This is a genomic window from Agrobacterium radiobacter, from assembly GCF_040801995.1.
GTDB classification, from domain to species: domain Bacteria; phylum Pseudomonadota; class Alphaproteobacteria; order Rhizobiales; family Rhizobiaceae; genus Agrobacterium; species Agrobacterium radiobacter.
On record NZ_JBEGHX010000001.1, the window covers coordinates 1,270,950 to 1,295,430 of the forward strand.

The window sequence follows — 24,481 nt, forward strand, 5'->3', positions numbered from 1 at the left end:
GACGAATCCGCGATGGGGCGAGCCGGAATGCGAACAAAAGAAAACCGGCAGGCTTTTGGCCTGCCGGAGCGTTAAATCAAAACCGGGCTTATTGACCGGTCGGAACTGCGTTCGGATCGGCGGGCTGCGCCGGTGCCGGGGCGGCCGTGCCGGAAGCGGCAGGGGCCGGTGTCGTCTGCGCCGGAGCGGCCGCACCATTATTTGTCGGAACGCCATTTTCAGCCGGAGCCGGGGCCGGCGTCGTTGCCGGACCGAGCGTGTCGAGAATGCCGTTGCCCTGACCCTGCGTGGCCGGAATACGGTTCAGGATGTCGGTCGGGCGCGATTCGTAGCGGGTCATAAGACCAAGGCCGAGCGACGTCAGGAAGAACAGCGCGGCGAGGATGCCGGTTGTGCGGGTCAACGCATTGGCCGTTCCGCGCGCGGACATGAAGCCCGAACCGCCGCCGATACCGAGGCCGCCGCCTTCGGAACGCTGAATCAGGACCACGCCGACAAGCGCCAGCACGATCATGAGGTGAATAACAATCAAAACGGTCTGCATGACAATCCATTCCATGCCCCGCGCGGAGCACCATAAAGAAGGTTTTGCGGCTCTTTACATGAGGCGACGGCTTATTCCAAGCCCCTTTCCCGCCACTCGTGCAGGAAAGCTTGGATCAAGCCGTCAGTTGCTCGTATGCCGCATAGATGGAAAGGAAGTCGGAAGCTTTCAAGCTCGCACCGCCAATCAGCGCACCATCGACGTTCTCGACGCCCATCAGTTCCAGCGCATTGGCCGGCTTTACCGAGCCGCCATAGAGGATGCGCATGGTCTTGCCGGCATCGCCGAAGCGCTTGACGAGTTCGTCGCGCATGAAGGCATGGGCCTCGCGCACGTCTTCGACCGTCGGCGTCAGGCCCGTGCCGATTGCCCAGACAGGCTCATAGGCGATGACGGTATTTTCGGCCGTCGCCTCATCCGGCAGCGAGCCGGCAAGCTGGCGCTTGAGAATATCGAGCGTCTGGCCCGCCTTGCGCTCATCCGCCGTCTCGCCGATGCAGACGATGGCGATGAGGTCGGCCTGATGGGCGGCAGAGGTCTTGGCGCGGACCAGATGATCCGTCTCGGCATGGTCGGTGCGGCGCTCGGAATGGCCGACGATGACATGGGTGCCGAAGCAGTCGGCGATCATCTCGGCGGAAATATCGCCGGTATGAGCGCCGGATGCTTTCTGGTGGCAATCCTGCGCGCCGATCATCAGCGGGCTGTCATCACAGAGCGCTGTTGCGACATAGAGCAGTGTCGAGGGCGGGCAGATCAGCGCATCCACCTTTTCGGACAGCGCGCCCTTGACGCCTTCTGCCATGGCCTTGATCTGATCGAGCGAGGCACGGGTGCCGTTCATCTTCCAGTTTCCGGCAACAAGCGGTCGAACATTCGGCGTCATGCGTATCCATTCCCTTTGTCTCTGGCCCCGCCTTTGGCGGCGCCCCATCCCTCAGCCGCAAGCGGCCCTTAATCACGACAGAAATACTGCCGGAAATCCCGGGATATTCCTTTAACCGCAGAAGGCCGCAAATGGTACAAAAAAGCGGCCCTTAGGTTCAAAATGACGGCCGATTTCGCAAATTTCACCGCCGCTGACCCAAATTGAGGCCTCAGCGGCTCAAAATCCAGTTCAAAACCGCCCGCCAGTCGGTCATGCGCACCGGCGTGCCGTGGCTGCCGGTCTCATACCGCGTGAACCGCGCCGGCTCACCGGCCTTCAGCAGGGTACGGAAGATCGTCGCCTGCTGATCGACCGAATAGACCTTGTCGGCGCTGCCATGGGTGAACCACACCGGCTTCCTGGCCTTGGCAAAGGCACTTTTCGGAAAATCGGGATCGACCGCACCACCGAGGATCGCCATGCCCTTGAGGTTGGCGACAGCAGCCTTGTCGCGGCTGATGCCATAGCAGATGAAGCTGCCCATCGAGGCACAGGTCAGTACGACCGGCTTCCCGCCCGATTTTTTGGCCGCATCGGCAATCAGCGCCGCGACATCTGCAACGCCGTTCTCATCGAAGGAACGCACGCTCGGCGCATAATAGGTGCCACCATTGGCGACGGCCAGATTCTTCAGCCGGTTGAAGTTGCCGCCGAAGGTGTAGTCATTCATGCCGAGCCGCCGGTCACCGCCGCGCCCGTGGATGAAGATGACGGTGAATGCCTGACCGCTTGCCGGCCCGACGCGCCCCACCTCGAGCGCCCTGCCCTCGACCGACACGGTTTCAAGCGCCTGCGCCTTCTTCGGCGTCATATCGACATATTGCCGCTTCACCCGCCGCTCCGGCACTTCGTCGCGGCCGTTGATGTCGCGCATTTCCTGATAGTCGATGACCTCGGATGCGCCGCCATCTCCGGTGGAAAGCAACGTCTGGGCGGAAAACAGCTCATCCTTGAAGGGGCGCAGCGGCCCGTCGGAGGCCGAAGCCGCAACCGGCATGGCCGCAACAGTCAGGCTGAAAAGAGTACAAAACGTGAAATGAGCTGTGGACATGCCTTGGCTAACCGTTCATTCGTGGCTGCGAGACTTGCCATTGCAAGGCCGGCAGCGCAATCCTCCTGTTGCGAAACCCTGACACAATCGTGGCATAGGATGCGCCGCGTTTGCCCGACGGACCCACTTCAATCGGACGGGAACCGCGTTTGGCGTTATGATTGACGCTACTGGCATAATGATTCGCATGGCGAAATTCTGACACACGCTTTTGAACTTTGGACATGATGGACGACAGCAACGATCTCTTCTCCGGTCTTCCGGCAGCACGAAACAGCGATACGGAAACGAACGAGGACGCCGCGAAGACGCCGGCGACCGCGGCCGCCAACGTGCCCGCCAACCTGAATGTGCAGCCGAAACCCGCAGCCGTTGCGGCCGTTACGCCGCCTGCCCCTCCGGCCCCCGTGTCTCCTTCCGGTGACGACTACGGTGCTTCGTCGATCCGCGTGCTCGAAGGGCTGGAACCGGTGCGCATGCGCCCCGGCATGTATATTGGCGGCACCGATGAAAAGGCGCTGCACCACCTCTTTGCCGAAGTCATCGACAACTCCATGGACGAGGCCGTCGCCGGCCACGCCAACTTCATCGAAGTCCATCTCGATACCGAAGGTTTCCTGACAGTCACCGATAACGGCCGTGGTATTCCCGTGGAAAACCATCCGCAGGTTCCGGGCAAGTCGACGCTCGAAGTCATCATGACCAAGCTGCATGCCGGCGGCAAGTTCGACGGCAAGGCCTATGAGACATCGGGCGGCCTGCACGGCGTCGGCGTGTCCGTGGTCAATGCGCTGTCCGATCTTCTGGAAGTGGAAGTGGCGCGTAACCGCAAGCTTTACCGCCAGCGCTTTTCGCGCGGCGCGCCGATCGGCGGGCTGGAGGAACTGGGCGACGTGCACAACCGTCGCGGCACCCGCGTGCGTTTCCACCCGGACCCGCAAATCTTTGGCGATCACGCCAAGTTCGAACCGGCCCGCATCTTCCGCATGGCCCGCTCCAAGGCCTATCTCTTCGGCGGCGTCGAAATCCGCTGGAGTTGCGATCCCGGCATGGTGCCGGCCGGCGGCGAAATCCCTGAGAAGGCCGTGTTCCATTTCCCCGGCGGCCTCAAGGATTATCTTGCCGCCACGCTCGGCAAGGAATTCACCGTCACCCGCGAGATTTTCTCGGGCCGCACCGAAAAGACCGGCGGCCACGGCGCGCTGGAATGGGCCGTCACCTGGTATGGCGGCGATACGCAGATCCATTCCTATTGCAACACCATCCCGACGCCCGAAGGCGGCACGCATGAGGCGGGTTTCCGCATCGCGCTCACCAAGGGCCTCAAAAATTACGCTGATCTGACGCAGAACAAGCGCGCCAAGGACATCACCACCGACGACGTGATGATCTCTGCCGCCGGCATGCTCTCGGTCTTCATCCGCGAGCCTGAATTCGTCGGCCAGACCAAGGACAAGCTCGCCACCGTCGAGGCCCAGCGCATCGTTGAAAACGCGCTGCGCGATCCCTTCGACCACTATCTCGCCGGCAATCCGGGCGAAGCGGCGAAGCTGCTCGACTGGGTGATCGAGCGCGCCGAAGAGCGCCTGCGCCGCCGCAAGGAAAAAGAAGTCAACCGCAAGACCGCGGTGCGCAAGCTGCGCCTGCCCGGCAAGCTGGCGGACTGCGCCCAGAACACGGCGGAAAATGCGGAACTCTTCATCGTCGAGGGTGACTCGGCGGGCGGCTCCGCCAAGCAGGCCCGCAACCGCGCCAATCAGGCCATTCTGCCGCTGCGCGGCAAGATCCTCAACGTCGGCAGCGCCAGCCGCGAAAAGCTCTCGGCCAACCAGCAGATCGCCGATCTCATCCAGGCGCTCGGCTGCGGCACCCGCACCAAATACCGCGAAGAAGACCTGCGGTATGAACGCATCATCATCATGACCGATGCCGATGTCGACGGCGCCCATATCGCCTCGCTGCTCATCACCTTCTTCTATCAGGAAATGCCGGAACTCATTCGCGGCAATCACCTCTATCTGGCGGTGCCGCCGCTCTACGTCATCCGTCAGGGCGCCAAGAGCGCCTATGCCCGCGACGACGCCCACCGCGCCGAACTGATGGAAACCGTCTTCAAGGGCAAGAAGGTCGAAATCGGCCGCTTCAAAGGCCTTGGCGAAATGATGGCCCAGCAGCTGAAGGAAACCACCATGGATCCCGAAAAGCGCACCTTGCTGCGCGTCGAGATCGACGATGTGGATTTCGAAGGCACCCGCGAGGCCGTCGACAATCTGATGGGCACCAAGGCCGATGCCCGCTTCCGTTTCATTCAGGAACGAGCGGCCTTCGCGGATAATCTGGATATCTGATCATCCGGATGCACCCTTGAAAGGCAGCGCATGGCGCTGCCTTTTGTGTTGATGTGGAGGGAACCTCATGCGGATAGTGCTGACGGGCAGTTCCGGTCGGGTCGGCCGCGCGATTTTCAGCGCCCTGGCCGGCAGGCACGATGTTACCGGCATTGACCGCTCCCCCTTTTCCACCACTCACATTGTCGGCGATTTCGCGGACATAAAACTGCTGCGTTCCGCTCTGGAGCGAGCGGATGCGGTGATCCATGCGGCAGCGCTCCATGCACCGCATGTCGGCATCGTTCCAGACGCAGAATTTCAGCGCATCAACGTCGGCGGGACCCGCATGCTGGCGGAAGCGGCCATGGCGGCGGGTGTGCCACGGCTGGTTTTCACCAGCACCACGGCGCTTTACGGACAGGCGGTATCTGCAGGGTCCTGCACATTTATCGATGAAGAGACGCCGCCCCGGCCGAAAAGCATCTATCACCGCACCAAGCTCGAAGCCGAGCAGGTGCTGGCGGAGATGGCCGGCCCGCATCTCGCCGTGCGCGTGCTGCGTATGTCCAGAAGTTTCCCGGAGCCCGCCGATGTGATGGCGGCCTACCGGCTGCATCGCGGCGTCGATATCCGCGATGTCGCCGATGCCCATGTGCAGGCGCTGAGCAATGCTGGAGACGATTTCCAACGCTATATCATATCGGCCGCGACCCCGTTTTCCGCTGATGACAGCGACATTCTCGCTCGGGATGCAGCCTTCATCCTGCGGCAGCGGACCCCGGCCGTCGCCGCCACTTTCGCGGAGATGGGATGGACGTTGCCAGCGACCATTGACCGGATCTATTCACCCGCACGCGCCGCAGAGGGGCTGGGCTGGACATCCCGCTTCGGTTTCGAGGAAGTAGTGGCTGAGCTTGCCCGGTGCAGCCTGGAAGTCCTGCCAGCAGGCGCCAATATCAGCCGGAAATCCGAGTAAGTCCGGCCCTATGCCGCCGCATCCTCGCGGACTTCCAGAATGCGGTCGATCAGGCCCCATTCCAGAGCCTCCTGCACCGTCATGAACCGGTCGCGATCCATCGCCCTCTCGAACTCCTCGTAGCTGCGCCCGCAATGTTCGGCATAAAGCCGCGTCATGCGGTGTTTTGTCTGCCTGATTTCCTCGGCGTGGATAAGCATGTCCGACGCCTGCCCCTGAAAACCGCCTGATGGCTGGTGAATGAGGATGCTGGCATTGGGCAGCGCCGCCCGCATGCCGGGTTCGCCCGCCATCAGCAGGAACGAGCCCATGGAACGGGCCGTCCCCATGCACAAGGTGTGAACCGGCGCGCGAATGTAGCGCATGGTGTCATACATGGCGAAACCGCTGGTCACCATGCCACCCGGCGAATTGATGTAGAGATGGATCGGCTTCTTCGGGTTTTCCGCTTCAAGAAACAGCAATTGCGCGCAGACCAGCGCGGAAACCGTATCGTTCACCTCTCCGTTGAGGAAGATGATCCTCTCGCGCAACAGGCGGGAGTAGATGTCGAAAGACCTTTCTCCCCTTGACGATTGTTCGACTACCATAGGGACGAGTTGCATCGTTTCGCGCATCGGCGAACTCCTGTCGTTTAAGAATATTGGGAAACGTGCCGGATCAGGCTGCGAGCTTGATCGGCGAACCGTTGTGGTTTGCGGCGGCCTTCGTCATGCGGCCGGTATTTACGGGCAGGTCATGAATGATGCGCAGGCTGGTGCCGCCACGGTCATTCGCTGCGATCTGGAACGTGACGGTGCTTTCCAGAAATGGCGGATGATCCTCCCGCAGCCGGTAGCAGACCTCCTGCCCCGGCGTGGATTTTATCGCCTCTGGTTCCGCCAGGGCTTGCCTCGGCAACCAGCGTTCGCGAAAGGCGGGAATGCTGATCGCACGCCACACTTTCTGCGGCGACTCGTCCAGATCATATTCAAGCTCCAGACCGTTTTTCGGTGCTTCCGGTATTTGCCTGTTCATTGATCCATATCCTTCAGCAGGAGCTTCAGAGCCTCGATGCGCTGCGGCCAATAGGCGCGATATTTGGCGAGCCATGCCGCAATGCGGGTCAATCCTCCCGGATCGACCTCATAATTGACGAAACGGCCCTGCCGTCTTTCAACCACCAGCCCCGCCCCGCGCAGGACAGAAAGATGCTGCGACATGGCCGGCTGGCTAATCTCGATGCCTTCGCGCAAGGCGGAAGCGTTCATGGCGCCGTCCGCCAGCTTCTCGAAAATGGCGCGGCGTGTCGGATCGGCCAGCGCACGGAAAATATCGTTCTCAGTCATGACAACACATAAGCACACACTTATCTGATTCACAAGTCCCTTCGGCGGGCGGAAGGCAGCGTTTTTCATCCACAGCGTCCAATTCCGTGAACGCTTTCTCCCCTCGCGCGTTTTCACTGCGCCTGATACTCTTCGGGCCGGGAGCGATCAAAACAAGTGACTGCATTTACGGTCTTCATCATCATCATTCTTCTCCTGGTCATAGGACCGAGCCTGTTCGTCGTCATCGGCAAGCAGCGGGAAAAGGCCATTCCCAAGCGCCCTTCCACCGCCCTGCCCGTTGCCGAAGATGAAACGGCGCTGGACCGGCACTGGCAATCGATCAGAAACGGCTGGAACGAGAAGAATGCGCTCTGCCTCTTACATTCCAATCTCGATGCCTTTGCGGTGCGCGTGGCGGCGGCCCGGGCGGCGGGGCGCAGCCTCGATCTCATGTATTACATGTGGAATGCCGACCTGACCGGACGGCTGATGATGCGCGAAGTCATCGCCGCCGCCGATCGAGGTGTGCGCGTGCGTCTGCTCCTCGACGATCTCGGCGTTTCCATTTCCGACCGTATCTTCCACGCCATCGACAGCCATCCGAATATCGAACTCAGGCTGTTCAATCCCACCCGGGCGCGGGAAAACATGCTGCATCGAGGCATCGAGCTGGTGCTGCGTTTCCGAAGCGTCAACCGGCGCATGCACAACAAGGCGTGGATTGCCGACGGGCGGGCCGTGATCGTCGGCGGGCGCAATATTGGCGACGCCTATTTCGATGCCGCCGAGCGCGCGAATTTCCATGATTTCGATATTCTCGGTTTCGGCAGCATCGTCGCCGACGCCACCGAGATCTTCGACGATTACTGGAACAGCGCCGTTTCCGTTCCCGTGCGTTCCCTGCTTTCACGCAGGCCAAACAAACTCGCCAAATTGCGCCGCGAACTGGATGCCCTGCCGAAAAGCGAGGCGGCCAAACCCTATCTGGAACGCGTCGAAAGCCAGTATGGCCGCGACCACTTCCTGATGTCGGACCGCCTGCACTGGGTCGAGGCGGCGGATATCCTTGCCGATCCGCCGGAGAAAGCGGCGGGCAAACGCCGCAAGGGTCACAACTTCCTGATGGAAAGCCTGCTGCCGCTGATGCAGGCAGCAGGCGACAGTCTGCACATAACCTCCCCCTATTTCATTCCCGGCAAACAGGGGGTGGGGATATTCCTGCAACTCGCCGAAAACGGCGTGTCAGTCGCCATCCTCACCAATTCGCTGGCGGCGACCGATGTTGCCGCCGTTCACGCCGGTTATGCCCGCTATCGAAAACCGCTCCTCTCCGGCGGGGTGCAGCTGCATGAGCTGCGCGCGCAGGCGGATCAGTCGAACTTCACCCTGCGCGGTTCGGGACAGGCGAGCCTGCACACCAAGGCCTTCACCCGTGATGGCAAGACCGGCTATATCGGCTCGCTCAATTTCGATCCACGCTCCGCCTCGCTCAATACGGAAATGGGCGTCGTGTTCAACTCGGCCCCGCTGGTCGCCCGTATGGATGAGATATTCGCCGACGAAATCCGCCGCACCATGAGCTTCGAGCTGGAAATCGACAAAGGCAGGCATATTGTCTGGATGACGGAAGAACAGGGCCGGACGAAAACCTACCGGCGCGAACCCGACGCCGCCATCAGCCGCCGCATCGTCGCCGGTATCATGCGCTTCCTGCCGTTTGAATCGCAGCTTTGACAGGCCGTCACGCCGCTCCCCTTCAGGCCGCCGGCCTTACCCCCGCTTTCGCCAGCTGTATCTGAACCAGCGTATCGAGGTTCTGGTTGACGCGGCAATAGAACTCCTCGTCAATGAAGGGCCGCAGCATGAAATCATTGCCGCCCGCCTTGAGGAACCGTGCGGAAAGCAGCCGGTTGGTGGAGGACGACACGCCGATGATGCGCAGCTCATGCGACCCGCGTACGGTGCGGATGCGCCGCGTCAGTTCGAAGCCGTCAATGTCGGGCATGTTATAGTCGGTCACCACGAGGCCGATATCGGAATTGGCCTTCAGGATTTCGAGCGCCTTGGCGCCGCTATCTGCCAGGCTGACGCGGAAATTATAGCGCTTGAGGCGGCTCGAAAGCAGCGCCCGCGCCGTCGGGCTGTCATCAACGATCAGCACATGGTGGCGGTGGTTGGTGAGAAAGCGGCAGACGGATTCCGTCAGCATATCCACGGCGAAAATATTGTCCTTCAGGATATAATCGACCACATCCTTGGCGATCAGCGTTTCGCGCGTCCCCTCGTGAAAGGTGCTGGTGAAAACGATGGTCGGGATCGAAAGATCGATCAGATATTCCAGCGCCTCGCCCTTTTCCGCCCCCGGCAGGTTGATGTTGGAAATCGCCAGCGTCACCGGTTCGGGAGAATGTTCGTAACAGGCCTGCAACTCCTCGAAATTGCGGCACACTTCCACGGTAACGCCCAGCAATTCATTCAGGCGCATGCTCACCATCTGGGTGAACACATTGGTATCTTCCGCCAGCAAGATGCGGCTGTTGGTAAAAGGCACGCCAGAATATTGCATGCCCGTAATGCCCAGGAAATTCATTCTGCCCCGATCCCCCATCGTATGTCAGGGAAAGATAGCAGGCTCATTTTTCAGAATGATTAATAACACTTTTGCGTGAAAGCCAGTTGAGCACATGCTTACTTAAAAGGAAATACGGCCCGCGAGGGGCCGTATTCCGACTTTGGGAGGGGATGTGGTCTTATACGCGCAGAAGCGCATTTTCGGTGTCGAACGGGCTCTCTTCAACCACTTCGGCATCATAGGACGTGCCGAGAATGCGGATCTTGAGCTTGGTGCCGACGGCCGCATAATCCGGCTTGAGCATGGCGAGCGCAATTGACTTGCCCATGCGCCAGCCGAAACCGCCGCTTGTCACGCGGCCAGCAAGCACGCCGTTTTCATCGACGATTGCTTCCGAACCGCGCGCATCGACATCCGTATTGCCAGACACGGTCAGCGTCGAGAACACCCATTTCGCGCCGGCTTCCTTGTAAGCCACCAGCGCATCGCGGCCGATGAAGGATTTTTCCGGGCGCACGAAGCGGTCGAGACCGGATTCATAGGCGTTATATTCGACCGACAGTTCGCGGCCCATATTGCGGTAGGATTTTTCGAGCGACATGGACACCATGGCGCGAATACCGAAAGGCTTGATGCCGAATTCGGCGCCCGCTTCCATCAGCCGGTCGAAGATGTAGTTCTGCATCTCGATCGGATGGTGCAGTTCCCAGCCCAGTTCGCCCACGAAGTTGACGCGCAGCGCATGCGCCGTCGCCACGCCGACGGAAATCTGCTTGCCGGTGAGCCAGGGGAAATCCTTGTTATCAAGGCTGGTGCGAGTGAGCTTCTTCAGGAGATCGCGCGACTTCGGACCGGCCAAAACCAGCACGCCGTATTTCTGCGTGATCGGCTGCAGCACCACGGACCCGTCGGTGGGCGCAAGGCGGCGCAGCACGTCATGGTCATGCGTCTCGAGACCACCGGCCGAAACCATGTAGAAGCGGCCCGGTGCCCACTCATAGACGGTGAATTCCGCCTTCACGCCGCCAGTCGGCGTCAGAAGATGGGTGAGCGCGATGCGGCCGCGCTTCTTCGGCACGATGTTGGCGAGAATGCTGTCGAGCCATGCCCGTGCACCGGGGCCGGAAACCTCCATCTTCGCGAAGGCGGACATATCAAGCACGCCGACATTCTGGTGAACGTTCTTCACCTCGTTGCCGACATGTTCGAAATAATTCGAGCGGCGGAAGGACCATTTTTCAACGATACGGCCATCATCCAGAGCCGGCGCATGATTGTGGCTGGTGATGACATCGGCACCCACGCCCAAGTCTTCCTCGCGCAGCGAATAACCTTCCGGCGCATACCAGTTGGCACGTTCCCAGCCATAAACCGAGCCGAACACGCCGCCGAGCTTCTTCAGGCGGTCATAAACCGGCGTGGTCTTCAGCGGACGGGCGGCGGAACGCTCCTCATCCGGATAATGCATGGTGAAGACGTTGGCATAGGCTTCCTCGTTCTTGGCGATGAGGTAACCTTCCGTTGCGTAAGGCCCGAAGCGGCGCGGATCGACACCCATCAGGTCGAGCGTCGGCTCGCCGTCGACGATCCATTCGGCCAGCTGCCAGCCGGCGCCGCCGGCGGCGGTGATGCCGAAGGAATGGCCTTCGTTCAGCCAGAAATTCTTCAGGCCCGGTGCGGGACCGACAATCGGGTTGCCGTCGGGCGTATAGGCGATAGCACCGTTATAGACCTTCTTGATGCCCACTTCGCCGAAGGCCGGAACACGCACCATGGCGGTTTCGATATGCGGCATCAGGCGGTCGAGTTCCTCCTGGAACAGCTCATATTCGCTGTCATCGGAGGGGCCGTCGACATAACAGACCGGTGCGCCGACTTCGTAAGGACCGAGGATCAGGCCGCCCGCTTCTTCGCGCATATACCAGGCCGAGTCGGATTCGCGCAGAACGCCCATTTCCGGCAGGCCCTGGCGGCGACGTTCCTGAATGGCCGGGTGCGGCTCGGTAACGATATACTGATGTTCGACCGGAATGACCGGAATGTTGATGCCGACCATCTCGCCGGTCTTGCGGGCAAAGGAGCCCGTGCAGGAGATGATATGTTCGGCGATGATCTCGCCCTTATCCGTCGTCACCTTCCAGTGACCGTCTTCCAGCTGCTCGATGGCGGTGACGGTGGTGTTGCGATAGATGGTCGCGCCACGATCACGCGCACCCTTGGCCAGCGCCTGTGTCAGATCGGCGGGCTGGATATAACCGTCATCCGGATGCTGGATGGCGCCCAGCAGACCGTCCGTCTCGCAGAGCGGCCAGATTTCCTTCACCTGCTCCGGTGTCAGCATGTTGACCCGCACACCGATGGTCTCGGCGATGCCGGCATAATACATATATTCGTCCCAGCGATCCTTGGTGCGGGCGAGACGGATATTGGAGACCTTGGAGAAGCCGACATTCATGCCGGTCTCTTCCTGAAGCTCCTCATAGAACTTGACGGAATATTTGTGGATCTGGCCGACCGAATAGCTCATGTTGAACAGCGGCAGAAGCCCGGCAGCATGCCAGGTGGAACCCGAGGTGAGCTCCTTGCGCTCGATGAGAACGCTGTCGCTCCAGCCCTTCTTGGCAAGATGATAAAGCGTCGAAACGCCGACGACGCCGCCACCGATCACCACCGCCCGTGCATGTGTCTTCATTTACAGAACCCCTGAAAAGCGCCGGCCTTGCCTTATTCCGCCGACATTGGATGGGAGGAATATGAAGCGCTTGTCGACCGTTCAGCCGCCTGATTGCGACATGGCCATAGGGTGCTGCGACAGGGAAGAAATTGCCTCCACCGGGGTGGGCTTTGGTTCGACTGCCGCCGCCCCTGTGGAGACGGCGACACAGGCTGGATAGTATCGATCCGATATTCAGGGTGACCGATTCTGAAGCTGCTTCTGCATCTCAAGCATCTTGGGCTGATCCAGTTTGAATTCTTCGAACATGTTGTTGCCGGGAATAATTATCGTTTCCTTGAAAACGGAGGCTCCAGGCAGATTGTGAATGCCTCCTCCCCCTGCTGCCGGTGGTGGAGAGACCGGAGGCTTACCTGGAACACTGACGATTGGAGTTTCGCAAGGCGGAATCTCAAATTGGCAATCGGCGTTGATCGGGGAACCGTTGCCACCAACAGGCTGCGAGAGGGCATTTTGAGTACTGGCGAGAAAGAAGCAGAAAAGTCCGAACAAAATCGATGCGTTTTTCATTTCTGCGCCTCCGTTGATGTCGCGCATGCCAGCGTCGTGCCTTTTACTTTCTCATCGGCGGCTGCCTTTGCCAGATCATCCCTCCAGGCAGGTGTACTGCCGCGCATACCCAGCGAAACGGAATTGAAACCAATAACGAGGGGCCGGGCAAAACGACGTTCGGAGAACAGGCCCGAACTATTGGCGCTGCGGATGGTATTTTCAGCAGCGAGCTTTTCCTTCACGGCGGCGTTCGCCGGGGTTTCCTTGGGTCGGTCGGTTGCCGCCGAATTCACGGCATCCTGCAATTGCTTCATGTCTGGCTTGCTACCGGCCAGATTGGCCTCAACCAACCGGCCACGGCCGTTGGTGACCTTCACACCACGCGTCAGGAATGCTTGGCGCACCACAAGCAGCCGGATGTCGTAGATGTAGCGCAGACCGCAATCCTTGGTTTCCGCACTTCTCAAAATGTCGCGGCCGAGAATATAGGACAGCTTCTCCCGCAGATATTCATCGTTACAAAGAAGCTGCGTTTTCTCGCCGGCACAAAACTGAATCAATGCGTATTGAGCGTGAAAAGGATTGATGGCGTACGTCTGAACGTTCTGCAGCTCGATTTCCTCGACATCCGCACGCGCGCCGCCGAAACCGATAGTGTTCCAGAGCCCGGCCATACCTTCTCGTCGCTCGATCTTGATAACCGGGAAAAGCACATCCTTCACCTCGAGACCCGACGTCTTGCCATTATTCTGGACTTCGGTGCGCGGCTGCGAAAGAGCAAGCTTTTCCTCACTCTGCTGCCAGGTATTGTCGCCGAAATAAGGGGCTTCCGATTTCAGGGAAAGGTATCGTCGAAGATCCGGTATCTGCGTCACCTTGACGTAGCGGCCGATGAAGGATTCGCTCTGGAGGTCGTCCGGCAGGGATTTGAACTTGTGGCCTGAATCTACGACCTCGGCGATGATATCGCCAACGTAAATGTCCTCCTGGGGCGGGTAGACCGGCGTGATACCCAACCGGCGGATGGATTCGTTCCAGCGTTTGGGCAGGTAATCGTCGGTCACATCCGTCTCGCCCATCAGGAAAAACAGACCCGCCGAGCCGATAGCGACCCCCGCCGTCAGAAGGGACAGCCGGGCGGCGTGGGGCTGCATCCACGCCCAAAAACCCTTCAGTCTTTCCCGAAGAGATGTTTTTGCAGAAACCGGGCCCGGAGGCTGGGCAGGCTGGGCAGGCTGGGCAGGCTGGGCAGGCTGGGCATTCTCATCGATTGGATCCGGCATTTGAACCCCGACAGAAAAGAAATAAACTAAATAATAACCACAATATATCAACTTACAGTTTACACAACAATACAGTCATTACGGGTATTCTGATTATATTTTCATGACGGCGGTCGGGCATATCCGGCCTCCATCAAGTAAAAGCCGCCCCGGCGCGCCCATCATTCACCGCAAGACAGTCGGATGCGAAGCCTGCCCCGCACCCGTCCGGACTGATACCAGCCGCAGCCGCTCACTTGTCCTTTCCGACCGCTTTTGCCGCGGCTGGCTGTTCCGCAACAGTCTTGTCGCCCGCCTTGCCGGCATCCTTTTCCGGCGCATTGCCGGCAACGGGCGATGCCGCACCCGTATGGGCCACCACCGCCTTGTCGCCCTCTTCCGAAAGCAGCGCCGCCAGCATCTGCGGATTGGCGTCGCCTTCGACGTGGATATTGAGGTTGCGCTGCGGGAACGGGATGTCGATCCCCTCCTCCCGGAAGCGCTGGAGGATCGCGATGCGCAGCGCGTTTTTCACGCCAAGCCCGTTCGAGAGATCGGCGAGATGGAAACGCAGTTCGAAATCCAGCGAGAAATCGCCGAAGCGCAGGAATTCCACATGCGGCTCGGGATTGCGCAGCACCGGCGGCTGGGCGCGCACGAGTTCCAGCAGAATATCCATGACCTTCTGCGGATCGGAATCGTACGACACGGAAACCGGGATTTCGGCGCGCATGATGCGGTTGCGGTGCGTCCAGTTACCAACAGAGGAATTGATGAATTCCGAGTTCGGCACGATGATCGATTGTCCACGGAAAGTTTCGATCTCGGTGGCGCGCACGGAAAGCCGCTTGACGGTGCCCTCCGTCGTGCCTGTCACCACCCAGTCCCCCACCTTGAAGGGGCGCTCGACCAACAGGATGAGGCCGGAGACGAAATTCGAGACGATGTTCTGCAGGCCGAAACCGATACCGACCGAAAGGGCAGAAGCCACCAGCGCCAGGCTTGAAAGGTTGAGACCGGCGGAAGAGACACCGAAGATGGCCGCAACTGCGATACCGAGATAACCGATACCTGTCTTGACCGAGTTGCGCACGCCGGCATCCACCTGCCCGCGCGCCATGACGTTGTTGTCCAGCCACTTCTGGAACCAGCGGGTGATGATATAACCGATGGCGAAGACGAGAACACCGCCAAAGAGGCCGATCAGCGAAATCGAGGCATTGCCGACGGTGATGCCGGTCAGCAGGCGATAGGCCCAGCTTTCAATATCGCCCGGCTGGAAACCCCAGGAAAACAGGATGAGCGGCACGCCGAAGGCAAGTGCTACCGCATAGATGCCGAGCCCGGCGGCAAGACCGGCCTGATCGAGCGCTACCGGGCCGAGGCCGAACCGTCGCCCAAGATAACGGCCGGCAAGGGATTCCGAAAAGGCCCCCTGCCGTGAAATCGCCTTGCCGGAGAGAATGCCGATATACATCGTCGCCAGTACCGCGCCGGTGGCGACGATCTGCGTGGCGAGGAAGCGCGCAAGACCGACATAACCCGTCAGGCAGGCGCCGATGAGAACGAGACCGCCAACCCGCAGCAGAATGACGAGCCAGCGCGGCAGTCGCTGGTTGCCGGTCTCGTAATCCTGCCCTTCGCCGATGACCGGCCGCAGGAACGACACGGTGAGCAGGATAAGGCCGATAATGATCGAGGCTACGAAACTCTTGGCAACGGTGACGATCAGCGGCGAATACAACGTCTCGCTGATCGTGCCGAACAGATAATCGAGCCCGTTAACGAGCGCCATCAGCAGCACGGCCGACGACAGCGTGTGTGCGCCGCGATTGGAAACCTGCAGCAGACGCCATTCCGACTGCGTCGGCGCAAAGATCGCATAGCTCAGCCGCGACACGAAATAAACGAAGCCCGTGACCGCCATGGCCCCGAACAGGATGGGCGCGATATCAGACCGCAGCACGTTGAAATTATCGAGGAAAAACGCCGAGGTGACGAGAAACAGGAAAAGCGACAGCGACTGCACCATGGTGGACCAGAAGGCCACCGAAAGCCGTCTCAGATAGGAAGGCTCGCCCGTAAACGCCCGCCGGTCCATGCGGCTGCCGAAAAAGCGGTAACCACCCACCAGAAACAGGAGCGCCGCCATGATCGACAGCGTCACGGCCCCGAACATCGGCAGGCGCTTGTAATTCCAGACGAAACTCGCCCAGCCGCTGAAAGCGTTGTTCAGGTTGGTCAGCTCGGTCAGAAAGGCGGAGGACGCATCGCCCAGCGTCTGCGCCGAAACTTCCGTGCGCTTGAACAGCGTGGCGGCGAAAAGCGCCCGGCGAACGGCGGTGATATTGTTGGAGATCTGCGCGGCATTGGTGGCCGTGCTCTCCACCTCGCCGGCAATCGCATTCACCTCGGCCCGTTCCGCCGTCAGCCGGTTTCGCTCTTCCGTCACCATGCTGGCTTCCGGCGGCTGGTCGTCCGCAGGCGCCGCACCCAGCGCATCCAGCCGGGTCTTGATCTGGTCGAGACGGGTGCGCAGCTTGGTGTTGGCGGCGGCCGCATCGGCGTTAATGGTATCGGCCCGTCCCTTGAGGTCCACAAGCTGCACGTCGTCGCTGCCGCCCGCTTCCACCTGTCTGGCGATTGCCGCGACATCGGCCTTCCATTTCTCCAGCTCCGCCCTCGCCTGTTCGACGGTCGAAGCCTGGATAGCCACCGGGGCGGGCGATGTCGTTCCCTCCTGCGCCGAGGCGGGCATTGCCGACAAAAGACCGCCGACCAGGAACAGCACCATGGCCATTATCGCCGCCATGGCGGTCCTTTGCCGCCGATCCCGCGTCAAGCCGCCGAACACCCGTTTGCCGTCCATCAATCCGCCCAACATCAACCGCACATCCATGCCTTTCGTCTCTTTGCGCCGCATCAGGCTATTTAGCGCCTGCCGCGCGGAAAACCACCCGCATAAAGCGAGGTTTTCAGGAGTTTGCCTTGCTTTTCACCACGGGAATCATCACCTTTGATGATGCAGCAACATGGGAGGAAATCATGGAATCTGCTGGCATTGGCTGGATCGCAGCCATCATCATCGGTGGTGTCGCCGGGTGGCTCGCCGAACAATTCATGAAAAGCAATATGGGTGTTTTCATGAACATCCTTCTTGGAATCGTTGGTGCGATCGTCGCCAACGCCATCGTTTCGCTATTTGGAATCGTTCTGCAAGGTTGGCTCGGTTATCTCATCGCCGGCTTCATCGGCGCCTGCATCCTCATCCTTATCGGCCGGGCTTTCAGACGCGGATGAATAAAAGGAAAAATCCGTAAAACCCCGGATTTCTAGGCTTTTCCAGCGCGACTGAAATTTTTTCGTCACAAAAATCGAAGAAATTTCATTTCCGCGCTGGACAAGCCCAAACTTCCCCTTTATACGCCCCCTCACACCGCCACACGGTGCCGGTCGGGTGATTAGCTCAGTTGGTAGAGCAGCTGACTCTTAATCAGCGGGTCGTAGGTTCGAGCCCTACATCACCCACCATTAACTCCTTGATTTATCATAAAATTAACGGACGCAGCCAGCGTCGGCCATACGGGCCGATGATGCCCAGGGGCAAGTTGCGAGCCTTAGACGCCGTCCGTTAAAAAGGCGGCTTGCGCCGCCTCTGTCGGTGTTCCCAAAGTGCATCGTTCACGCGGAGCTAAAAACCTGTCAGCGGCATTGCCCCGCCAGCTCGATACCTTCCTTGATCAACCCTTCATTGACCGCAAAACCGGTCTCCCGCCGGAATTTGCTTCCGAGAACGGCAACCAGATTGCCGACATTCGGTGAGCCGTCAGCACCAAAAAGCGCAAGATTGTCATTGATCCCGGCGTTCACGCTGGCCGCCATGCCCCGCGCAACGCCATCGGGGCAATTGCAGCTTCCGCACTGGCCGGCCGCCGGAGTGCCGTTTGCGGGTTTTGCGCAGAGAGGACCTTTGAAGCCTGCGGGCGGCTGCGGACCACCAGCGCATGATCTGCCCCAGCCGTTTCGAACCCCGACGGTGCCGAGCGTATCGCACCAGGGTGAATAGGTCTCGGCAATCTGCATTGCAGATCGCAATCCCCTCCGGTTCTTCGAGCAATAATCCCGGACAACTGCGCGTACCGACCATTTCGGATGCTCGAAGATGGCATGACCGGCCCTGTCGTTGCCGGCTGCCCCTTGCCAGCTTCTCCCCATAACGCATCCGTAATTATTCATTTTAACGCAACGCAAGCGGTTCTGGTGGCGCTGCAGGTCTGCCGCGTCGAACGTCAGGGCCTGACCATTATAGGTCAAATATTCGGAACCAAATTTTTTCCAGTCAGGAGCTGTATCCTGAGCAACCGACGGCGGTATGGCGAAGAGAAAAAATGCGAGCGTAATAAAAACGACCCTGATCATCTGAAAATCCCCATTTATAACCCCGAAGTAATAAAACCAGAATTCCCGTAAAACGCGAGTCATATTTAAAATTCGACTTAATGTTTTCGTCAATTCGTTGCGACTGGAAAAGATCTTCATTCCTTCTCAATGCTGCCGAAACGGTGAATATAGGTCTCGCCGTGACGCCGTTTCCCCAAAGCTGTCTCAATCATCCCTATGATCGGGGTCATGAGATTGTTCATCAACATATTGCTTTTCATTCTCGGCGCAGTCGGGAGCGGGATATGTGCGTTTTTATTGTCGGCAGCGCTTGCCGATTCCGGATTTCTCGGCTCCTGTTTTGAGGGAAACTGCGCTTATGCGGCGCTTTTCATGGTGCTGCCCGTCACCTGGTTCGTGCTTTTTGCGCTTTACGTGATGGCGCTGCTGATCTGGCGGCGAAAGCCTTTCCGGAGCGGAAGGCTCTGAAAACGAGCATGGCGACATCCCCTGCCACCCCACGCTCGTTGACAGCGATCAAGACTTACCGTTAACGTCCGCCTGCTGGGGGATTCGCTGCCAGTGATATGCGGGCCTCATGACCATACCCGATATCACCGGCCTCTGAATGTGCATGTTCCGATTTGCGTCTTGCGTATGATGGCATGCCGGAAAACAGGGAGACCAAAGGATGCGGGCCGCAATCAATTCCCCGTCGCTTTCGATCGACACCATGGACTATCAGGCAGAGTGCCAGTTCGCGCTGGAGCCTTCCATTCAAGGGCTGATCGAAAAAGCGGAACATGCCGGCTGGAACCGCCAGCAGGCCGCCCTTGCCATCGTCGCGCTCGCCAGCGAGCATCTCACCGATCTCTTGACCGCCGGCGGCCTTCCCGCGCCGGATCAACGTCCCCTCTCCTGATCCCCTCCTGAAGCAGGGCGGATCAGCCCCGCGCCTTCGAAACATCATCGTGAAAATCGACGTAGCTGGCCCGGAGTGTCCCTGTCGACACTGCCGGAACAGATCATGTCGTGAAGGTCGCCGCGTGGAGCAAAGCCGATCCCATGCGGCCACGCCTCCCACGCGGCCTTTCGCACCGCCGTGCCCAGCGTGGCGGGGCGTATCGATTACCTGCCCGCAACCCTGCCATAGTGTTGACACAAGCCACTAATAATGAGAACATAAAGTGAACATTATGGAGGTCAGCGATGAACACAGCAGACGCAACCATAGAAAATGCCCTTTCTGTCGTCGCCCGCTCCCGCGACATGCGCGAGCGCGCGCTCGAACGACGCCGCGAACTGCAACGGCGAACGGAAGTCATCATCACCCGGCCGCTTTACGTGCTGAAAAAGAACGAAGGGCCGAAACAGCTGTCGCTGAAACTCGACAGCTAGTCGCCCTGGAAATGCCGGAGAAGGCTCGCGAAGCAGGCCTTTACCGTTAGCATTCCTGCCTCCTCTCGTCTTCAAAAAGCAAAATCCCGTGCGGATCACCTCACGCACGGGATTTCTGAATGAAGAGGTTATTATTCTGTCTATTGCATGCGCTGCATTGCGGCTTCGGGCTCACCTGTCGTCGCAACCGCAGCCGGAAGGCGGTCGGTCTTTTTCAGGATGACGACAGGCTTCTCGACCGGGTCCGTCGGCGGAACGATGCTTGCAGTTTTGAATTCACGGTCTACGGCAGGAACGGAAGCGTTGATCTGTTGATGACCTGCGCATTCCGCAAGCGCTGCACTGGCGGAAAAACCAAAGACAGCGGCGATAATGAGAACTGATTTCATGTCATTCTCCCTTCGCTCTTGTGGCGATCTCCAGTCTAGGTGGAGACGGGCCGGATTGAAAATCACACTTTAGAGACATCTAAAGCTCTCGATCATTTCGGCAGTCGTCGTCATCAATGTGCGGGGCCAAGTAACAGGCAGATTCCCCTGCCCTTATTTCTTCCGCACATCCAGCGGATTTCGGCAAAGCGGTCTGCGAAATATCATCGCCACATAGCTTCCCTTGAGGGAAATGAGGCTTGGCGTGTAAGTCGAAACCTTCGCCGTGTTGGCGGCCTTGATCGTTCTTCCTTCAGAGGAATTCTGCTGCATGGCACGCCTCCTTCCATAAGCGATAACGAAAATGCGCCGGTCTTGTTCCGATCACGGTTTCGTTGGGGCGCGCGAGAGAAACGAACGCGTTGCCGCGTGTTTTCTTCTCCCCGCCCGAGAGAGGAAACAGGCGGAACACTCCCAGCCCCCAAATGCGCAGCGCTTGAAAATTCCGCCCAAAGGTTCTATATGACCCAGCGCGAGGACGACCTCGGCCATATCGGCGACAGCATGCGGGACGGCCCGGTCACATACCGGAGAATGAAATGCGTTCCCTGCAAGATCGTATCCGCCACGCCCTCAGTTTCGAAATCATCGGCCTTCTGCTCGTCATTCCCTTGGGCGCACTGCTCTTTGGCATGCCTATGGAAGATATCGGCATTGTCGGCCTCGTCAGCGCCACGCTGGCGACGGTCTGGAACTATGTCTATAATCTCGGCTTCGACCACGCCATGCAGCGGCTGAAAGGCACGACGCTGAAAACGCCCGCTCTTCGGGTCGCCCACGCCGTGCTGTTCGAACTGGGCCTCCTGATCGTGCTGATGCCCTTCATTGCCTGGTATCTGAATATCAGCCTTGCGCACGCCCTGGTGATGGATATCTCGTTTGCGCTGTTTTACGTGGTCTATGCTTTTGTCTTCAACTGGAGCTACGACCGGGTTTTCCCCCTTCCGGAATGGAAGTCGCAGCAGGACGCCGTCTGATCGACGGCTTCCACTGCCACGCTAGGACAGCGCCTCAGCGCAGCGATGCCTTGAAGAAGCTGACGACATCGGCGTTGAAGCCGCGATGGAACTCCACCCGGTCGAAGCCAGCCGCATCGCTGCAAATCTGGGGCACGGCCTTTTCCATCTCGGCGGGGCAAGGGGCGATAAACGAAAAGTGCCCCGCCCCTTTCACCATCCGATAGTCCGGTTTCGCCGGCAGATCGCCGCGCAGCCGCAAAACATCCTGCGGCGCGACACCGTCACCACCGCGTTCCGAACTCCAGAGCTGGACCGGGATCGTGATATTCTTCAGGTCGCCCGCGCCGGGAAAGGCATTCAACGGGTCGGCAGCAACCACAACCTTCACACGTGCATCCTGACCGCCGTGCTGCGGTAATGTCGTCTTCTGCCGCATCTGCGCGCAAATCGGCGCCTGCGGGTCCGGACAGGGCAGCGCGGCATTGGCAAAGTCGGGAGTGCCGCCGGCAAGCACCAGCGCGGTATAACCGCCACGCGAAAATCCGAAAACGCCGATCCGTCCGGCATCGATGGAACCGGCTTCGCTAAAACCTTCAAGCAGATGATCCAGCAAGCGGGCAATCTCCGCCGGCCGGCCCGTCAGCGCGGAAAGTTCACCCGCCTTCTGCATTTCAAGCGCATTGTCTCCGGGGTGATTGATCGCCGCGACAATGAAGCCGGCATCCGCCAGCGCCGCCGCCGTGTCCCGATGGCTGAAATAGGTGCCGCCAAAACCATGAGAGATGACGACGAGCGGATATTTCCCTTCGGGCACAGGGCAATCCCTGACAGCGGGTAAAAGGAAGGGGCCAATCCTGACCTCCACCGGCGCGGCCGCGCAGGGCGACCACACCGCAGCCTTCATGGCAGCTTTGCCATTCGCGGCTGGAACCTCGATCAGCCGGAGACCGGCCGCCATGGCGGCACCGGCTCCAGACAGGGTGGAAAGCACAAGGCAAAGCAGCAGCAGAAATCGCATCACGAACTCACGGATCGGCAATATTGCATATGGACCGATCAGCAACCGGTCTGACGCAAACATAAAGCGATTTCTTCTGACGGCAATGACCGCTGAAACGCCTAGAGCGATTTCAGCGTCCAGGCCACGATCTCCCGCGTGGCGGCAGCGAAAGCCTGATCCAGCGCCTTTACGAAATTGGCGTTGCCGGAGCCGCTGACACGGGCGCTGGCGCGGAACACTTCCTGCGCCTTCACCGTGCCATTGCGGTCATTCAGCAGCTTCACCGAGATTTCGATATTGGCGAGGTTCTTTGCCGTATCGATTTCGAAAGCGCGAATATCGGTCACGACCTGATAGTCGATTGCCAGCCCCTGCCCCGGCCGGCCGACGCCGCCCAGCTTGCCGGTATCCTCGAAGGCTTCCACGAGCTTGGATTGCACCATGCGCGGCAGGCGGTCACTCCATTGCGAATTGCCGAGATACTGCACCTCCGAGCCGGAAAGGCGCACCACGATGTTTTCGCTGTCCAGCGCCTTTAACGCCGTCGGATCGGCGATCAGCAGCTGCCGGCTCCTGAGCGAAGGCCCCTGCGTCACCGTCGCCGAAGAGACGGAAAGATCGAAAGTATCGTTCTTCGGCGCACCCGCACAGCCCGCCATCATCGCGGCAAGCAGCGGAGCCAGAATGAGGGCGCGGCGCCTTTGGCCGTTCATCGATAGTCTCATTGGCCCATACCCCTCTTAGCGCCTTGTTCTGCCGTCATATTGTTTCACGGTTTCGCCGCCGAAGATCAACCGCTGCGGATCGCGGTCGATATTGGTGATGGCGTTGTTGAGATTGTCGACCGTCTGCCGTGTGCTTCCGACGAGCGCCTGGAAATCCTTGAGGCCCGAGCTGGAGAAACGGGTCAGGTTGTCGGCAATCGGCCCGATGCGGGCGTTGAGATTGTCCGCCACCGCCTTGAAGGAGGTGAGCGTCTCGCGCGCCTTGGCAAACAGCGAATTGGCGTCATCCGTGCCGAGCATGCCATCCACCTTGGCAAGAATGCCGTCAACGCGGCTGGAGGCGAGGTTCAGCTTGCGGCCCATTTCCGTGAAATCGGAAACCGCCTGATCGATATCGGCGCGGCGGGCGCCCACATCATCGGCGATCCGCTTGAAGTTCGCCACCGCGTCGCGCGCATCGGCCGTGGCAGCCGAGACGTCGTTGACAACGGTGCCCACCTTGGCGGGATCAACCGAGGCGAGAAGCTCATCCGCGCGCTTCACGACCGTCTGAACTTCGGTGCTCGCCGCCTCGAAATTGCGCGCCGTGCTCTGCACCGTCTCCATGATGCCTTGGATATCGCTCGAAGCTGAGGCAACATCCTTCGTCACCTTGTCGACATTCGACAGGATGGAATCGATCTTGCCGGCATCCACAGCCTTCACCAGATCTTCGATCGCGGTCAGCGTGCCATCGAGACGCACCGAGACCGACTGCACGGTGGTCGAAAGCGAGCTGAGGCTTGCAATGAAGTTTTTGATGCCGTCGGAATTGGCCGCCAGCGCATCGGAGAATTTCTCGGCGTTGCGCACCGTCTGCGTCAGCGGGCCGCGCGCATCCTGCACGAAGCCCTGCAGCTCGCCGATCGCGCCGTCCGCACGTTTCAGGATCTTGTCTGCGGTGGCAAGCAGGTTGGTGACACTGGAAAGATCGGCCGTCAGCTCGGCGGGAACGCCGCTTTCGACGGCTTTCTGCAGAATACGCTCGCCATCCTTGTTGCCGCCGGAAAGCTCGATATAGGCAGCGCCCGTCAGGCCCTGGATTTCAAGCACGGCGCGCGTGGACGGGAAAACCGGGGCATCGGCCTGCACTTCAGTAAAGGCTATGGAATAGGCCGGGTCGTCGCGGTCGATGGCAAGGCCGCGCACGGTGCCGACAGGAATACCGTTGAAGCGCACGGGAGAACCGACGGACAAGCCGTTGGCCGAACCGGGAATACGCACGACAAGCTGCGCCGTCGGGCCGCCACGGCCGAATTCCGCCATCCAGTAAACGAAGCCGAATGCGGCGGCGATCACGATCAGCGTGAAAATTCCGACTATGGTGTAGTTCGCCTTGGTTTCCATGCTTCT

At 59.7% G+C, this 24,481-nt stretch carries 25 protein-coding genes and 1 tRNA gene; 9 read left to right on the top strand and 17 right to left on the bottom strand.

The window, feature by feature from the left end; all coding sequences use genetic code 11:
• Nucleotides 1-88 precede the first annotated feature (88 nt).
• The 3 genes from secG to MRBLRC7O_RS06445 form a co-directional block, all read right to left on the bottom strand.
• Nucleotides 89-544 carry a preprotein translocase subunit SecG gene (gene secG, locus MRBLRC7O_RS06435; protein WP_003502931.1) on the bottom strand — a complete coding sequence of 152 codons (456 nt, stop codon included), beginning with the start codon at nucleotides 542-544 and terminating at the stop codon, nucleotides 89-91.
• 115 nt (nucleotides 545-659) lie between these two features.
• Nucleotides 660-1,430 carry a triose-phosphate isomerase gene (gene tpiA / locus MRBLRC7O_RS06440; RefSeq protein WP_080866158.1) on the bottom strand — a complete coding sequence of 257 codons (771 nt, stop codon included), beginning with the start codon at nucleotides 1,428-1,430 and terminating at the stop codon, nucleotides 660-662.
• Between the two features lie 211 nt (nucleotides 1,431-1,641).
• Nucleotides 1,642-2,523 carry an alpha/beta fold hydrolase gene (locus MRBLRC7O_RS06445; protein ID WP_080866159.1) on the bottom strand — a complete coding sequence of 294 codons (882 nt, stop codon included), beginning with the start codon at nucleotides 2,521-2,523 and terminating at the stop codon, nucleotides 1,642-1,644.
• A 224-nt stretch (nucleotides 2,524-2,747) separates the two neighbouring features.
• Between MRBLRC7O_RS06445 and parE the strand changes: the two genes are divergently transcribed.
• Both parE and MRBLRC7O_RS06455 read left to right on the top strand, forming a co-directional pair.
• Nucleotides 2,748-4,871 (top strand): DNA topoisomerase IV subunit B, encoded by a 2,124-nt coding sequence (gene parE, locus MRBLRC7O_RS06450; RefSeq protein ID WP_080866160.1) that lies wholly within the window; start codon nucleotides 2,748-2,750, stop codon nucleotides 4,869-4,871.
• Nucleotides 4,872-4,938: 67 nt separating this feature from the next.
• A complete protein-coding gene (locus MRBLRC7O_RS06455; protein WP_080866161.1) occupies nucleotides 4,939-5,829 on the top strand; it encodes an NAD-dependent epimerase/dehydratase family protein in 891 nt (296 codons plus the stop codon).
• A gap of 8 nt (nucleotides 5,830-5,837) precedes the next feature.
• Here MRBLRC7O_RS06455 and MRBLRC7O_RS06460 read toward each other — a convergent pair whose 3' ends face one another.
• Genes MRBLRC7O_RS06460 through MRBLRC7O_RS06470 form a run of 3 tightly spaced genes read right to left on the bottom strand, consistent with a single transcriptional unit; the run spans nucleotide 5,838 to nucleotide 7,157 of the window.
• The gene (locus MRBLRC7O_RS06460) at nucleotides 5,838-6,446 is read right to left on the bottom strand and encodes an ATP-dependent Clp protease proteolytic subunit (protein WP_020809782.1); all 609 of its coding nucleotides are present in this window, start codon (nucleotides 6,444-6,446) and stop codon (nucleotides 5,838-5,840) included.
• Between the two features lie 43 nt (nucleotides 6,447-6,489).
• Nucleotides 6,490-6,846, bottom strand: coding sequence for an SRPBCC family protein (locus MRBLRC7O_RS06465; protein ID WP_080866162.1), 357 nt, complete (start codon nucleotides 6,844-6,846; stop codon nucleotides 6,490-6,492).
• Nucleotides 6,843-7,157 (bottom strand): ArsR/SmtB family transcription factor, encoded by a 315-nt coding sequence (locus MRBLRC7O_RS06470; protein ID WP_003502944.1) that lies wholly within the window; start codon nucleotides 7,155-7,157, stop codon nucleotides 6,843-6,845. Before MRBLRC7O_RS06470 ends, MRBLRC7O_RS06465 begins: the two co-directional genes overlap by 4 nt.
• Before the next feature lie 156 nt (nucleotides 7,158-7,313).
• Here MRBLRC7O_RS06470 and MRBLRC7O_RS06475 point away from each other — a divergent pair, with 156 nt between their 5' ends.
• Complete coding sequence (locus MRBLRC7O_RS06475) at nucleotides 7,314-8,873, top strand: phospholipase D family protein (RefSeq protein ID WP_003502946.1); 1,560 nt, start codon at nucleotides 7,314-7,316, stop codon at nucleotides 8,871-8,873.
• Between the two features lie 22 nt (nucleotides 8,874-8,895).
• Here the strand turns inward: MRBLRC7O_RS06475 and MRBLRC7O_RS06480 are convergent, their stop codons facing one another.
• The 5 genes from MRBLRC7O_RS06480 to MRBLRC7O_RS06500 form a co-directional block, all read right to left on the bottom strand.
• A complete protein-coding gene (locus tag MRBLRC7O_RS06480; RefSeq protein WP_060725838.1) occupies nucleotides 8,896-9,729 on the bottom strand; it encodes a response regulator in 834 nt (277 codons plus the stop codon).
• 160 nt (nucleotides 9,730-9,889) lie between these two features.
• Nucleotides 9,890-12,403: a GcvT family protein gene (locus MRBLRC7O_RS06485; protein WP_003502951.1), complete on the bottom strand. Its 2,514-nt coding sequence runs from the start codon at nucleotides 12,401-12,403 to the stop codon at nucleotides 9,890-9,892.
• A gap of 216 nt (nucleotides 12,404-12,619) precedes the next feature.
• A complete protein-coding gene (locus MRBLRC7O_RS06490; RefSeq protein WP_020012673.1) occupies nucleotides 12,620-12,955 on the bottom strand; it encodes a hypothetical protein in 336 nt (111 codons plus the stop codon).
• Entirely contained in the window at nucleotides 12,952-14,220 is a 1,269-nt protein-coding gene (locus MRBLRC7O_RS06495) for a hypothetical protein (RefSeq protein ID WP_367727399.1), read from the bottom strand. Before MRBLRC7O_RS06495 ends, MRBLRC7O_RS06490 begins: the two co-directional genes overlap by 4 nt.
• 232 nt (nucleotides 14,221-14,452) lie before the next feature.
• Entirely contained in the window at nucleotides 14,453-17,122 is a 2,670-nt protein-coding gene (locus tag MRBLRC7O_RS06500) for a mechanosensitive ion channel family protein (RefSeq protein ID WP_162690803.1), read from the bottom strand.
• A gap of 122 nt (nucleotides 17,123-17,244) precedes the next feature.
• On the opposite strand from MRBLRC7O_RS06500, the gene MRBLRC7O_RS06505 reads away from it, so the two are divergent.
• Together MRBLRC7O_RS06505 and MRBLRC7O_RS06510 are read left to right on the top strand one after the other, a co-directional pair.
• Entirely contained in the window at nucleotides 17,245-17,499 is a 255-nt protein-coding gene (locus tag MRBLRC7O_RS06505) for a GlsB/YeaQ/YmgE family stress response membrane protein (RefSeq protein ID WP_035212520.1), read from the top strand.
• Between the two features lie 155 nt (nucleotides 17,500-17,654).
• Nucleotides 17,655-17,730: transfer RNA gene (locus MRBLRC7O_RS06510), tRNA-Lys, on the top strand.
• Between the two features lie 171 nt (nucleotides 17,731-17,901).
• Here the strand turns inward: MRBLRC7O_RS06510 and MRBLRC7O_RS06515 are convergent.
• Nucleotides 17,902-18,738 (bottom strand): hypothetical protein, encoded by an 837-nt coding sequence (locus MRBLRC7O_RS06515; protein ID WP_223568624.1) that lies wholly within the window; start codon nucleotides 18,736-18,738, stop codon nucleotides 17,902-17,904.
• A 78-nt stretch (nucleotides 18,739-18,816) separates the two neighbouring features.
• On the opposite strand from MRBLRC7O_RS06515, the gene MRBLRC7O_RS06520 reads away from it, so the two are divergent.
• From MRBLRC7O_RS06520 to MRBLRC7O_RS06530, 3 genes are all read left to right on the top strand, one after another.
• On the top strand, nucleotides 18,817-19,068 hold the full coding sequence (locus MRBLRC7O_RS06520) for a hypothetical protein (protein WP_020812120.1): 252 nt from the start codon (nucleotides 18,817-18,819) through the stop codon (nucleotides 19,066-19,068).
• A 202-nt stretch (nucleotides 19,069-19,270) separates the two neighbouring features.
• Nucleotides 19,271-19,501 carry a hypothetical protein gene (locus MRBLRC7O_RS06525; RefSeq protein WP_003502959.1) on the top strand — a complete coding sequence of 77 codons (231 nt, stop codon included), beginning with the start codon at nucleotides 19,271-19,273 and terminating at the stop codon, nucleotides 19,499-19,501.
• 287 nt (nucleotides 19,502-19,788) lie between these two features.
• Nucleotides 19,789-19,977 (top strand): hypothetical protein, encoded by a 189-nt coding sequence (locus tag MRBLRC7O_RS06530; protein ID WP_020012681.1) that lies wholly within the window; start codon nucleotides 19,789-19,791, stop codon nucleotides 19,975-19,977.
• A gap of 140 nt (nucleotides 19,978-20,117) precedes the next feature.
• Here the strand turns inward: MRBLRC7O_RS06530 and MRBLRC7O_RS06535 are convergent, their stop codons facing one another.
• Nucleotides 20,118-20,366: a hypothetical protein gene (locus MRBLRC7O_RS06535; protein ID WP_003502962.1), complete on the bottom strand. Its 249-nt coding sequence runs from the start codon at nucleotides 20,364-20,366 to the stop codon at nucleotides 20,118-20,120.
• 153 nt (nucleotides 20,367-20,519) lie between these two features.
• Complete coding sequence (locus tag MRBLRC7O_RS06540; RefSeq protein ID WP_003502964.1) at nucleotides 20,520-20,678, bottom strand: hypothetical protein; 159 nt, start codon at nucleotides 20,676-20,678, stop codon at nucleotides 20,520-20,522.
• Nucleotides 20,679-20,944: 266 nt separating this feature from the next.
• Between MRBLRC7O_RS06540 and MRBLRC7O_RS06545 the strand changes: the two genes are divergently transcribed.
• Nucleotides 20,945-21,382, top strand: coding sequence for a PACE efflux transporter (locus MRBLRC7O_RS06545; RefSeq protein ID WP_003502966.1), 438 nt, complete (start codon nucleotides 20,945-20,947; stop codon nucleotides 21,380-21,382).
• A gap of 34 nt (nucleotides 21,383-21,416) precedes the next feature.
• Here the strand turns inward: MRBLRC7O_RS06545 and MRBLRC7O_RS06550 are convergent, their stop codons facing one another.
• The 3 genes from MRBLRC7O_RS06550 to MRBLRC7O_RS06560 all read right to left on the bottom strand — a co-directional run bounded on the left by MRBLRC7O_RS06550 (nucleotide 21,417) and on the right by MRBLRC7O_RS06560 (nucleotide 24,475).
• Nucleotides 21,417-22,382: an alpha/beta hydrolase family protein gene (locus MRBLRC7O_RS06550; protein ID WP_035212521.1), complete on the bottom strand. Its 966-nt coding sequence runs from the start codon at nucleotides 22,380-22,382 to the stop codon at nucleotides 21,417-21,419.
• Nucleotides 22,383-22,483: 101 nt separating this feature from the next.
• Nucleotides 22,484-23,089: an ABC-type transport auxiliary lipoprotein family protein gene (locus tag MRBLRC7O_RS06555; RefSeq protein WP_080866166.1), complete on the bottom strand. Its 606-nt coding sequence runs from the start codon at nucleotides 23,087-23,089 to the stop codon at nucleotides 22,484-22,486.
• A 15-nt stretch (nucleotides 23,090-23,104) separates the two neighbouring features.
• On the bottom strand, nucleotides 23,105-24,475 hold the full coding sequence (locus MRBLRC7O_RS06560) for an MCE family protein (RefSeq protein WP_080866167.1): 1,371 nt from the start codon (nucleotides 24,473-24,475) through the stop codon (nucleotides 23,105-23,107).
• Between the last annotated feature and the right edge of the window lie 6 nt (nucleotides 24,476-24,481).